This is a genomic window from Cyanothece sp. BG0011, from assembly GCF_003013815.1.
Classification (GTDB): domain Bacteria; phylum Cyanobacteriota; class Cyanobacteriia; order Cyanobacteriales; family Microcystaceae; genus Crocosphaera.
Map to the genome: position 1 here is coordinate 1 of NZ_PRLH01000057.1, position 12,652 is coordinate 12,652.

Annotated in this window: 12 protein-coding genes; 6 read left to right on the forward strand and 6 right to left on the reverse strand. The window is 37.9% G+C overall.

Features of this window, described 5'->3' with window-relative positions; translation table 11 throughout:
- A partial coding sequence (locus C4E06_RS08565; protein ID WP_198648436.1) for a PEP-CTERM sorting domain-containing protein occupies positions 1 to 542 on the forward strand: 542 nt, incomplete at its 5' end.
- Between the two features lie 281 nt (positions 543 to 823).
- Here C4E06_RS08565 and C4E06_RS08575 read toward each other — a convergent pair.
- The 3 genes from C4E06_RS08575 to C4E06_RS08585 all read right to left on the reverse strand — a co-directional run bounded on the left by C4E06_RS08575 (position 824) and on the right by C4E06_RS08585 (position 2,745).
- Entirely contained in the window at positions 824 to 1,168 is a 345-nt protein-coding gene (locus C4E06_RS08575; protein WP_107667692.1) for a DUF5615 family PIN-like protein, read from the reverse strand.
- Positions 1,165 to 1,458 carry a DUF433 domain-containing protein gene (locus tag C4E06_RS08580; protein WP_107667693.1) on the reverse strand — a complete coding sequence of 98 codons (294 nt, stop codon included), beginning with the start codon at positions 1,456 to 1,458 and terminating at the stop codon, positions 1,165 to 1,167. The genes C4E06_RS08575 and C4E06_RS08580 overlap by 4 nt, the downstream gene beginning before the upstream one ends.
- A gap of 123 nt (positions 1,459 to 1,581) precedes the next feature.
- Positions 1,582 to 2,745 carry a ferrochelatase gene (locus C4E06_RS08585; protein WP_107667694.1) on the reverse strand — a complete coding sequence of 388 codons (1,164 nt, stop codon included), beginning with the start codon at positions 2,743 to 2,745 and terminating at the stop codon, positions 1,582 to 1,584.
- A gap of 484 nt (positions 2,746 to 3,229) precedes the next feature.
- Here C4E06_RS08585 and C4E06_RS08590 point away from each other — a divergent pair, with 484 nt between their 5' ends.
- The 4 genes from C4E06_RS08590 to C4E06_RS08605 all read left to right on the forward strand — a co-directional run bounded on the left by C4E06_RS08590 (position 3,230) and on the right by C4E06_RS08605 (position 7,838).
- Positions 3,230 to 4,399 (forward strand): alpha/beta hydrolase, encoded by a 1,170-nt coding sequence (locus tag C4E06_RS08590; RefSeq protein ID WP_232826196.1) that lies wholly within the window; start codon positions 3,230 to 3,232, stop codon positions 4,397 to 4,399.
- A 129-nt stretch (positions 4,400 to 4,528) separates the two neighbouring features.
- Entirely contained in the window at positions 4,529 to 6,418 is a 1,890-nt protein-coding gene (locus C4E06_RS08595; protein ID WP_107667715.1) for a ribonuclease catalytic domain-containing protein, read from the forward strand.
- Positions 6,419 to 6,538: 120 nt separating this feature from the next.
- On the forward strand, positions 6,539 to 7,105 hold the full coding sequence (locus tag C4E06_RS08600; RefSeq protein WP_107667695.1) for a manganese efflux pump MntP family protein: 567 nt from the start codon (positions 6,539 to 6,541) through the stop codon (positions 7,103 to 7,105).
- A gap of 52 nt (positions 7,106 to 7,157) precedes the next feature.
- Positions 7,158 to 7,838, forward strand: coding sequence for a TVP38/TMEM64 family protein (locus C4E06_RS08605; protein WP_107667696.1), 681 nt, complete (start codon positions 7,158 to 7,160; stop codon positions 7,836 to 7,838).
- A gap of 7 nt (positions 7,839 to 7,845) precedes the next feature.
- Here C4E06_RS08605 and C4E06_RS08610 read toward each other — a convergent pair whose 3' ends face one another.
- Positions 7,846 to 9,099 (reverse strand): glycosyltransferase family 4 protein, encoded by a 1,254-nt coding sequence (locus C4E06_RS08610; protein WP_107667697.1) that lies wholly within the window; start codon positions 9,097 to 9,099, stop codon positions 7,846 to 7,848.
- 183 nt (positions 9,100 to 9,282) lie between these two features.
- Here C4E06_RS08610 and C4E06_RS08615 point away from each other — a divergent pair, with 183 nt between their 5' ends.
- Entirely contained in the window at positions 9,283 to 9,459 is a 177-nt protein-coding gene (locus tag C4E06_RS08615) for a PEP-CTERM sorting domain-containing protein (RefSeq protein ID WP_157951129.1), read from the forward strand.
- 161 nt (positions 9,460 to 9,620) lie between these two features.
- Here C4E06_RS08615 and C4E06_RS08620 read toward each other — a convergent pair whose 3' ends face one another.
- Together C4E06_RS08620 and C4E06_RS08625 are read right to left on the reverse strand one after the other, a co-directional pair.
- Complete coding sequence (locus C4E06_RS08620; protein WP_107667699.1) at positions 9,621 to 11,270, reverse strand: AarF/ABC1/UbiB kinase family protein; 1,650 nt, start codon at positions 11,268 to 11,270, stop codon at positions 9,621 to 9,623.
- 292 nt (positions 11,271 to 11,562) lie between these two features.
- A complete protein-coding gene (locus tag C4E06_RS08625) occupies positions 11,563 to 12,624 on the reverse strand; it encodes a mannose-1-phosphate guanylyltransferase (protein WP_107667700.1) in 1,062 nt (353 codons plus the stop codon).
- Positions 12,625 to 12,652: the final 28 nt, after the last annotated feature.

The window sequence follows — 12,652 nt, forward strand, 5'->3', positions numbered from 1 at the left end:
CCAAAAGTGAAATAAATAGTGATATTTGGCCTGCTGACTGGGATCGCATTGAACTAGGAGTAGAAAATATCGTCGGAGATCCAGGAGAAGCTAGACTCTGTCAGGCTTGTGGAGCTTTCGAGATGCTCTCAGGTGCTGGAAATTCTCAGAATATAGCATGGGTTGATTATGCAGGACCTGAGACAGACTTAAGCGTGTACGATGGTTGGTGGACTCTGTATTCTGCGGATCTAGATGGTGGTGATCTTCAACTGCTGACTGATACCGATAATGATGGTACTTTCGATCTGGTTCTCGCTGAGGGGATTGACTTAGCCAATACCGGTGGGGCTGGGCCTGAATTTTTACAGGCTTTGAAGCTTGATTGGTTGACTGAAGATTTAACCGTTGATGACTTGCGAGTACAGATAGACGGAACAGGAGTGGGCAACTTAGATTTTACGGTTGATGGGGTGAAAAAAGCTCCCGAACCTGGAACCATTCTTGGACTGCTTGCTGTTGGTAGTCTCGGTGTTGCTGCGAAGCGCAAAAAACAAAAATAACAGCCATCTGCATCTGTCCGACACAGATAACTGTTAAAAGTTGAGTTAAGTTTTGTGGGGTTAATCTTGTGCCGTAAACACAGTAACCTCACTTCTTTTTATCATAAACCCTTAATCCCAGTTGTGTCTAAAGACATTAGTGTTTATTCAGATTAGGGAAAATAACGGTAAAATTCACGACGATGTGCGACAGGAACAAAAATAATACAATCTTCTTCGACTAATATCTCTGAAGTAATAACCTTTTGTACCTTATAAAGTCGCAAACTGCTTTAATTGCACTAAACATATAATAATTGATTGGCGATCTCATCGGCTGTCAAGGTATCTAAAATAATAACCACTCTTTCAACGACTTCATAAGCACTTTTTTCGGGACAAATAATAATACCTGAATGTGTTTTTTTCTGGGAAATATAAGCTAAATGTAGTTTTTCAAAATCAACTCTATTATAAGTTAAAAGGCAATATTTAAAAGAAGCAGTATAAGCCAGTTGTGCTTCGTCAGACTTTCCTAACATTCTCTGTTTACGGGTGGTTGTTGCCTCAAACCCCCGCGCTAGTAATAATTCGGCTACTAAAATATCTACATTTTCATCCAGATAGACTTTAGCAAAAATAGTCATAAATTTTTCAGTCTAGCTTTAACGGCGGGATGAATGAGTTCTTCTGGTATGCGATTTTGTTCGATATATTTGTTAATTTCTACTTGATTATCTTGATAGAAACTTAGGGCATCAAACACCTGAGCTAGTGTTAAATGGGGTAAGTGCTGAGGGATTTCATCGACTCTCATTCCCCTCCGCCACAAGTTCACAATAGAACGTACAGGGGTTCTGGTTCCTTTAACAATGGGTTCTCCTGATAATATATCAGGCTGAGAGGTAATATAGCGAGAGGCGATATACTTTGTCATATTTAGTTAATTTCTTAACAATATTTATTCTTATATTATAAACTTGTTTTTTATTTTAAGTTAAATTAGAAATCCTATTAATAGGAGTAAACTATTGTAATTTACTCCTATTGGTAACATCAATTAATGATGATGATGATGACCATTTCCATGATCATGATGATGATGATTAACGTCTAAATTCCCCCCGACTAAAGAAGGATTAACCGTTAATGCTTCGGCGGATAATAAGTCTGCAATGTGAGCATCGGCCCATTGTGCAGCCATTTCACAAAATTCAGGTTCATCATTAACACAAGGCATCTGCACATAAGTTACATCGGAAGATTTCTTATGTAAACCATGAATAATATGTTCTACATCTAAGAGCGTTTCATGATTTTCTGTGGCAAAACCAATGGGCATAAAGATAATGGCTTTGGCCCCTAATTCCATCAGATTTTTAGCCGCTAATTCTGCATTGGGTTGCGTCCATTTAATCAAAGGCGTTTGATGGTTTAACCAACCCACAGAAATCAATGGATAACGATGAATTAATCGCTCTCTCACTAATTCATATAATATCTGACTTTCATCAATTCCTGATGTGAATCCTTTCGCTTCATGGGGGCAACCATGATTTAATAAAACGATCCCAATTTGAGAAGGTAGGTATTTATCCCCTAAATCTTTCTTGATTTTGTCGTCGACTAACTTCGCCATTAAATCTAAATAAGCCGGTTCGTTATAAAATGAGGGAATATAACGTAATCCTTTTAACCAATGTTCATCCCCTTCTGTTAAAGAAGCTAAGGCATTATTAACCTGTTCGACAGCAATTCCACTGGTAAAAATCGAGTCAACCACTAATAAAGGATAAATTAAAATTTGATCAAATCCTTGGGCTTTAATTTCCGTTAAAACTTGTTCAGGTAAAAAGGGTTTACAGAAGTTAAATGCTTTAAAAACTTGAACGCGATCGCCCCATTTCTCTTGTAAATTCTTTTCAATCGAAGCCCGTTGATGCTCAAAAATATGATTATGAGGGGAAATAAAATGATCGTGTTGATGTTGCCATTCGTGGAGATCGAAAATGGCTAATAACTTAGCTAAAGGGGGATAAATCCAAGTGGGAACTGGCGCAAATTTAGCGGTCAATAAATTTAAAGCTTGTTCATTATAATTGGCAAAATCTTCATAACTTTCAACTTCGCCGTAACCCATTAATAAAACCGCCACGCGATCGCTTTTATTCGCTCTTTCTACGGTTTCAATCTGTTGTTTTTGTTTGTCTGGTGTTGCAACCATTTATCAGTTACCTCAATTAAATTGTCATTCTAAGGAGTGAGTTGACCCACTATCAGCCATGAGATGACTTTATCTCCTCCCCTTGACACTGAATCCAGTGGTCTCGGTTTAGGGTAGAGAGGATATTTGGTAACAACTCCTTACTTACCAGTATAAGATACCTTCCCCTAGGGGGGGATAATTTTAACTAAAGAAAGTTTAAAGATAGAGCAGTAGCAACAGGGTTGTAACCTGAGAAAGCTTACCTAATAAAAATAATTCCCTACTGCCAACTCCGAACTGATATGAAATCTGCTTAATTACTCATCATTGAAATCATGACTACAAACCCCTCCTCCCCTGCTATAGTATTCAAAGAGATTTCATATTACCTATTCTCTACTACCCAGCCTTATAATTATTTTAGAAAAAAAACAGTAAACTGATCAAATTAAACTCAATTTAATGATGGGTTTCACCCTATAGAAATAGAGAGTTACAATTAATGATGGCTACTCCTAACGTAATTCCCACCCTTCAACAAGTCAACCAGTGTCAGCAAAAAATTGATGCTTATATTACTTCAATTGATGAAAATCCCGAACGTAGAGACGGAGCTTATCCTTACTATCAATTTCATGAACCCGAAAAGCCCATTTATGGAACCGTCATTATGTTTCATGGTTTTAGTAGCAAACCGGATCAGATGTGGCGATTATCCGACTACTTATATCGTAACGGATTTAACGTTTATCAAGCAACCTTAGCCGGTCATGCTTTGGTGAATCCTCATAAAAATTGGCCGCAAATTGATCTTAAACCAGAGTATAAAAAACCTTTATTAGAAGCAGTCAACCAAGATCCTCTACTCTCTCGATTTTTATCTAATCTTGAGGGACAATCTCAACCCTTATCCTCCCTTCAAAAACTAGCTATTTTTCGACGGGTTCTGAAATTAAACCCCTTTGTTTTACGGGACATAATTGAAGCCTTATCATCCCACTCAGATCCCGACTTTGAGAAATACTTTATTTCCTCCCATATGGACTATTTAAACGATGCCCGACAACGATTAGAAGACATTGCTGCGATGCCAGGAGATGTTTACACCGTCGGCTTATCGGTTGGGGGAAGTGTTGCCCTTGCTTTAGGGGCAGATCAACCGGAAAGAGTGAAAAAAGTTGTGGCTTATGCCCCCTTACTCAACCCTGTTGAAGACCAAGGCCAAGAATGGCAAATTAGTCTAATTGGAACCTTAGATATACAAGAAACCGGTTGGGACCCTAACTTACAATTTCCCCTCGGTTGTATCAGTGCTACCAATCGTTTTGGAGATTTTCTGTTAGCCGAGGAAACCATTGCTCAACTCAAACAGATTTCGACATTTTTAGTGCTAACAGAAAACGAAGATGCAGCACACTTACCCACCAGTCAAGCCTTCTTTCAAGACATAGGAGGAGAAAGCCAAGGACATCGTTCATTCCTGTATGATCAAGGGGATTTAGTTCCCCATCCCATGGTGAGTCCCACAGAAGTGAGTCAAGGCATGACAAACTCTTTTTGGCAAAGTTTATATCAAGAAACCTATCGTTTCTTAACCACAGGGGAGATAGTTCCTAGTAATATGGATACAGTAGAACAAGGGACGGATTTACCTTCAGTTCCCCCTGTATAGATGAAAGTGGCAGAGAAAACAGCCCAATCACTTCATTGCCTTTATCCGGTTTAACGTCAGTGAAAAAATATGCCCAGGAAATCGTTTTTGGGCCTCATTAACTCCCAACTAGCGAACTCCGAACTCGTTATGATCTCTTTTCCTATTCTCCGCAGTGAAATCGATAACCTTCTTGAAGAACCCTTAACCATGGGTGAGAGGGACTCCGTTTTAGGGTTTACCATTGATAGTGAAACCTCTAAGGATCTCGATGATGCCTTATGGATCGAACCTAATCCAGCAGGGGTGGTGATTTCTGTTCATATTGCCGATGTTACCGCATTAATTCCCATCGAGTCCCAACTAGAAAAACAAGCCTTATTACGAGTAGAAACTCGTTACCTCGCCTCACACAATAAACCCATGTTTCCCCGTGAGTTATCCGAAGATAAACTCTCCCTCTTAGAAAATCAACCTCGATGGACCATTACCATTCGGATAACCTTAGATGAGTCAGCCAATATTAAAGAAACCGAACTTTTATCGACCCATTTAACCAGCCTCAAACGATTTTCCTACGAAACGGCGGATCGGACCTTAAATGACCCCTCACAGCCCTTATTTCAAGTGTTACGCTACTGTGAACTTTGGGCCCAGAAACTCGCCTGGAAACGGCAAAATCGAGGGGCTTTCGGACAAAGTACCATTGCCGGTGTCACCCTAGACGAAGAAGGAAAATTAATCGAACCCCCTTTATATCATTCTCAACAGATTATTCAAGAATTTATGGTTTTAGCGAATACGGCCGTTGCCCGTTTAGCTGAAGAACATCAACTGCCCATTTTGTATCGTAATCATACGGCCTCTGCCATTGCCCCTGAAAGTAAACTGCTCATTGAAACCTTAACCACTCTGGGAATGCCCGAATTAGTTCGTCAGAAGTTACAAAGTTGGTTAAATCCAGCTACCTATTCCCCGGCGGTGATTGGCCATTTTGCCCTTTGCCTTCCTGCTTATACCCATTTTACCTCCCCGATTCGTCGTGTGGCTGATTACGTTAATCATCGCATTCTCAAAGCGGTTTTTATTGAAGAGAAACAGTCTCCTTATCCAGTAGAAGAATTAACAGCGATCGCTCAACATATTAACGAAAAAAGGCAAGAAGTTAAAGAAAAACGGGACGAACATTTTAGAGAACAGCGTTTGGTTAAAACGGTCAATGTTTTGAATAAAAAAGATACAATTCCTGGCCTATCGGATAAAGAATTTTCCCAAATTCTTAAAGATAGTTTGAAAGTGGCCAAAATCGATAAATTAGTCCCCGAAGCTAAAAAAAGGTTAGAAAATCGTACTCTAAAACCCTCTGATTTATATTACTTAGTGTTTGGCGACTATCAAAACCCCGATAATCGAACCTTAATTAAAGATGAGTTGTTAAACTATTTAGAAGAACAACCAGCGTTAGCCACACAAATTTTACAAATTGCTTCTACTATTGGTCAAACCACCGTCGATTATATAGAAAAAACAACAGCCTCAGGACAATTTGCTTTTTGGACTGTATTTGAAGGAAAAACGACGAGTAAACCTTCTATAGCTAGTAATAAACAAACTGCTAAACATCAATCTAACCGCTATTGGTTACAAGGAAAATTAGAAGAAACCTTAGATAATCCTACCCACATCGATGAAAGGGAATTAGATGATCAACCCATAGAAGAAACAGTAATAGCTAACCCTTCGATGGTAACAGAAGAACCCTTAGACTTATCAAATCTTCCCTCTGAAGCCATTAATAATCCTATTGCTTATTTACATACGACGTTGCAACGATTAAAACTCAAAAAACCAGCTTATATGTACAATCAAGTCAATACACAATGGCATTGTTGTTGTCAAGTTCAATGGTTAGATGAAATTTTAATCGAAACAGAAGCCCTAGGACAAACCAAAAAAGAAGGAAAAGCAGAAGCTTCTTTAAAAGCAATTATCGCCTTAGAAAACGATGTCATTGAAGCCATAGAAGATGCAGAGAATTAAAATAAGATAGGATTGAATAAACATGAAAAATTTATGATTTAAAAATGAAATGAATATGACAGCTTAAAGAACCAAAATCAGTTATAGTATAGAGGTTTGTCGGCTTATAATGATCAAATAATGGAATTAGTCAACATAACTTTTTTAGGTTTAGGATTAGCGGCTGATGCCTTTGCAGTCTCTTTAAGTAGTGGGTTTGTCATTCAAAGAATCAAATTTAATAAAGCTTTAAAAATCGCTTTATTTTTCGGTATATTTCAAGCTATCATGCCTTTAATCGGTTGGTTAACTGGTTTATCTTTTCGGGAATTAATCAGTAATATTGATCATTGGATTGCCTTTATTTTATTATTCGGCATTGGTAGCAAAATGATTTATGAAGCCTATCAGGATATGGATGATGACCCGAAGGCTAATCCTTTAGATACTTATACCTTATTAGCCTTAGCTGTTGCCACCAGTATTGATGCTTTAGCTGCCGGTTTAGGCTTATCCTTATTAAAAACCTCCATTTGGCTGCCCTGTACCCTTATCGGTTTAATTACATTTTCCTTATCCTTTATTGGCGTATTTATCGGTCATAAATTTGGCAGTATTTTTAACAAAAAAATTGAAATTATTGGCGGGTTAACCTTAATTTTAATTGGGAGTAAAATTCTCCTTGAAGACTTAATTAAACCAATTTAAACATCTTATGATACCCTAGGGACTTAAAAGTATCGCTAGGGAACTTAGTTCAGTGTCCAGACAAAAATCAGGAATACTCCTCTTACTCGTCTTTTGCGTTGCTGTAACGATTATTGGTATTATTCTGTTACGGGAACTCGACCCAGAAAAATTACAAGTTTGGTTAGGAGAAATGGGTATTTGGGCCCCCATTCTCTATATGATTCTCTATACCATTGCCACCCTATTTATCTTGCCTTCTACCCCTTTAAATTTAACTGGTGGGGTGTTATTTGGTATTTGGTGGGGAACGCTTTGGACGACGATTGCGGCCCTTTTAGCTGCGGTTATGGCCTTTCTATTTACTCGTACCATCGGTAGGGAATATATGAGTCGTAAACTAGCAGGAAAATGGGAAGCCATTAATGCAGAAATGTATCATGGTGGCCTATTCTACATGATAGCCATCCGTTTAATGCCGATCATTCCCTATGGTATTGTCAACTTTGCTGCTGGATTGACTTCTATTCGATTTCGGGATTATTTTGTCGGAACTACGGTAGGAACCTTACCTGGTATTTTACCTTTTGTCATGATGGGGGCCGGGTTTCAATCCCTTTCTCAAGGGGATATGATGCCCTTATTATTATCCTTAGCCTTAACAGGAATTTTAGTGGGAGGAGGGACTTGGTATAGTCGTCGTCGTCAGTTTCCTAAAAAAAGTGTCGAAAAAGCAACTCAAGAGAATCAATAAATCCGTTTTACCATAGCTTATTAAATTTCTGGCTTGGCTTTTTCATTGACAATAACAGTTCTTCGTATCTCTCTAAAATAGGCTCAAAATCATATACCTTTTTAGCATACTCTCGACCTTGTTCTCCTAAGGATTTAACTAATTGAGGATTGTTATATAAATCTTCTATAGCTGAGGCTAAAGCGTCAGCATCTTCTGGGGGAACCACTAAACCGCCACCGCTTTTTTCAATGGCCCTGGCTGCGGTTCCATTGGCAGGAACCGAAGCAATAATTGCTCTTCCACTGGCTAATAATACTTGAATTTTAGAAGGCATATTAAAAGAAATTACGTTATGTTTTTGCATAACCATACCCACATTAGCGGCTGCTAACATTTCAGGTAATTTATGTCTAGGTTGAAAGGGCTTCAAAATGACATTGGTGGCTTGTTTACGCTCACAATATCTCTGTAATCTTTCGAGAGCTTCTTCTTTTCCTACAATAACAACCGCTAAATCATTAATATGATTTAATTTGACTGCTGCATCAATTAAAATTTCTAAAGGTTGAGTCAGAGCAATATTCCCCGAATAAAGAACGACAAATTTACCTTCTAAATTATTTTCTTGGCGAAAGGCATTTTTTTCTTGTTCAAGGGGTTTGATAAAGTTGACATCTACCCAATTGGGAATTTCTATAATTTTTTCTTTAGGAACTTTTTTTTCTAACAGATTTTCTGTAAACCCATCACTAATAACAGTAATTTTTTTAGCTGTAGAGTAAGCAAAATTTTCTAACCATGTAAACAATTTAATCATTTTGGGGTTGCGAATCAGTCCCACATGAACCGCCGCATCCGGTAAAATGTCTTGTAAATTTAAGACAATGGGGGTTCGATATAACCAACTGAGAATGGCTGCCGGAACACAGACAGGGAGGCCAGGAATGGTCAGAAAAATAACATCAGGACGAGAACCATTTAAAACCTGGAAAAAACTTAAAATAACAAAACTAATCTCGAATAAAGCCCGATTTGTGAAATTTCTCTTCCGAGAAATCCAGACAAAACTCCGTTGAATTCTCACCCCATTACGATTTTCAGTTAAATATAGTTTACCTTTATAATCTCGGGAAATTTCACTATTAGGATACCAAGGCATAGCTGTCACCACTCGCACTTTATGCCCTTTCTTAACTAACCCTTCGGCTAACTCTGTCATTAAAGGGGCAATACCAATGGGTTCGGGATGATAATTATACGAGTAAATAAGGATGCGCATATCCTGATAATTAAAATTAAGATAAAGTAAACAGATTTATAATTGAGCAATTTTAGAGGCTACTAGCTGGTAATCATAAAGGATTTTGGTTAACTGTAAACATCTATTTGTAGCTAATATCCTATATTCAAACCCAATCAATCCTCAAGGTCAAGAGAATTTTTTAGTTTTCTTTTAGATCCCGTGAGTACAGCACAAACTAATGGTGTTACAATAAAACGCTCCACTGGATTTGACAACTTGATCATAAATGCTGATGTTATCCCTAGCGATACCCCGACAACCCCTGAACCTGCAACGATTTTAGGACTGTTAACCGTGGGTGTTTTAGGCGCATTTTCTAGTAAACGCAAAGCCTAAAATAAGGGTTTTTATTAACTTATGTCTCCTCATTTGCTCTCATTTTTAAGCGATCGCATTTTCAATTTTTGGGAATCAGTGATCGCTTTTTTGATTGCATCATTTTCTAGATCCCAAGATTTGTAGGGTGGGCATTGCCCACATAACTATTACAATCATTATTATCTCAATCGTCCCGATCGCAAAATACTAATAATCAACCAAACCCCCAACAAACTAGCGGCCGCAAACAACACACTACTAATTAAGGATAATTCTTGCGTAGACGATCCAATAGAAATAATAGCAGCCCCCATTATTAATGAACCCAGTACAATACTAAAAGAAAGACGGTTGGCCGAAGCATCAACACTGCGCCTTAAGGGTTCTAATTCCTTTAATCTAAAATTCCATTGTAGGGTTTCTGAGGATAATCTATCGAGTAAGATATCAATTTGCCTAGGGGTTTTCAGATAAATGGATTTGAGGTCTAAAACTGTTCTTAAACTGGTTTGTAAGGGGGTGTCTCCAATGAGTTGACGGCGGAATAAATCGGTCATTAAGGGTTTAATTTCATCGAATAAATTAATATTAGGATTAAATTGTCTAGCTGCCCCTTCTAAATTGGCTAAACATTTCGCATAAAGTCCTAAATTTCCGGGAACTTTTAACTTATTTTTACGAGCAATTTGGAGAATTTCATAAACCACTTCACTAAAGTTAAATTGAGATAAACTTAAATCATAATATTTGCGTAAAATTTGCTCATAATCATTGCGTAATTTTTCTAAACTTTCGACTTTTCCTGACTCTGATAATTCGATGGTTAATTGAGTACATCCCTGGGCATCTAAATCGAAAATTGCCAATAATAATTCTGTTAAAATTTGTTGGGTTCTGGGGTCAAGTTTTCCCACCATTCCACAGTCAATAATGGCAATTCTCCCATCATCTAAATAGAAAATATTGCCGGGGTGAGGATCAGCATGGAAAAAGCCATCTAAGTACAATTGTTGAAAAAATGCTCTAAATAATAACGTCGTAATTTCTTGTTTCTTTTTCTCAATAGATTTTCGACTTTCAGGAATGGTTAAATCCGCTTGTAAAATGGGTTTACCATATAACCATTCTAAGACTAAAATTTTATCGGTGGTTAAGTTCCAATAGACTTTAGGTACCACTAATTCTTTAGGATCAAACCAGCGACTTTCTGATAAATTTTGTCTAATTTTATCGGTATAATTCGCTTCTTTTGTGAACTTTAATTCTGCTTGAATGGCTTGGGAAAATTCATCGGCCAGTTTCACAATATCGTAGTTTTGTCCAAATTCTGTTAAGGCAACTAACTCAGCAATTCCCTTAATTAAATTAATATCTTGTTCAACAATTTTATCAATGCCTGGCCGTTGAACTTTAATGGCAACTTCTTCGCCGGTTGTTAAGGTGGCGCGGTGAATTTGTCCAATGGAACCAGCAGCAATGGGGTCTTGATTAATATGACTAAAAACTGATTCTATCGGTTGTTGTAATTCTTGCCGTAGTAGTCTTTCAATGGCTTCCCAAGACACAGGAGGTACATTGGCTTGTAGGGCGGTTAATGCTTTAATATAATTAGGGGGTAAAATGTCGGGGCGAGTGCTTAAAATTTGTCCTAATTTAACATAAAAAGGACCTAATTCTACTAAAATATTGCGTAAAACTTCTGGGGGTGGAACTTGGGGATTTTCGGCTTTTCCTACTGTTAATAAACCCCGCATATAGTCCCAACCATTACCGAGGACAACTTCAATAATTTCTCTTTGACGCGCACTGGTTTGAGTTAAGGAAAACATACAACAATTCTCTTGACTTAATTAAAAGAAATTTTTATAACTATTTTAATTATTATAAAGGGTTTATCCAGAAAATGTTAATGTATTATCAACAAATTTTGTAGGGGCTGAATATTATTCAGCCCCTACCCATTATTTTAGATCATCTAACTGACCCTAGTTATTAAGAAACCTGAGGTGGGCAATACTCAGAAAAAGCTGACAAATCTAAATCAAAAACTATTTTAGACATTGCCCACCCTACCAGTTTCATCCATTTAATTATGCTTACTTACGTACTGACCATATAGGATTATAGTAACTGATCCAATTGAGAATCTTTTTGTAATTCTTTGAGAAGCTTTTTAATGTCTTGAGTACGATTTTTATTCACCACTAGGGTCACATTTTTATCTCGAACAATGACCACATCTTCTAAGCCAATGGTAGCGATCACCTCTTGATCATCACTGCTATAAATAATCGCCCCTTTGGTATCTAACGTCACATGATTTCCTAATTCAACGTTATCCCTATCACTATCAATTAAACGTTCTAAAGAATTCCAATCTCCTAAATCATCCCAACCAAAATTGGCAGGTAACACATAAGTTAATTGGGTCTTTTCCATTAAAGCGTAATCAATGCTTGTTTTTTCTAATTCTTCATAGGCGGCTTCACCTTTTTCTTGTAGGGGTTTTAACACTTGGGGGGCGTGTTTTTCTAATTCTTCTAAGACCACACCGGCGCGAAAAATGAACATTCCACTATTCCAACTAAATCGACCGGTTTCTAGGAAGGATTTAGCGGTTTCAAGATCAGGTTTTTCCGTGAAACGATTGACTTTATAGACCGGCAAATTATCAAAATGATCCCTTAATTCTCCCTGTTCAATATAACCGTAACCAGTAGACGGATAAGTGGGTTTAATTCCTAAAGTCACGATCGCTTTTTCTCTTGAAGCGAGTTGAGAAGCCGCGTTGAGTGTCTTTTCAAATTCATCAGTGTTTTTAATCCAATGATCTGCCGGAAAAAAGCCAATAACCGCATCATTGCCGTAGCGTTTGGCGATTTCTAGGGTTGTCCAAGCAACTGCCGGGGCCGTGTCTTTTCCCTGGGGTTCCACTAAGAGATTATGATTAGGTAAACTCGGTAATTGTTCTCTGACTCCCTCGGCAATGGGACCTGCGGTAATGACCCAAAGATTATTCCAGTTGTCTGCTAAGGGTAAGAGACGCTGGGCCGTTGCTTGTAATAAACTTTCTCCACTACCATCTAAGGATAAAAATTGTTTCGGACGTTGACGACGGGACAGTGGCCAAAAACGTTCCCCTTTACCACCAGCAAGGATGACAGGAATTAAAGGTTGAGTCATTTTTCTCTTGTGTTAATCAGGTTTCCCA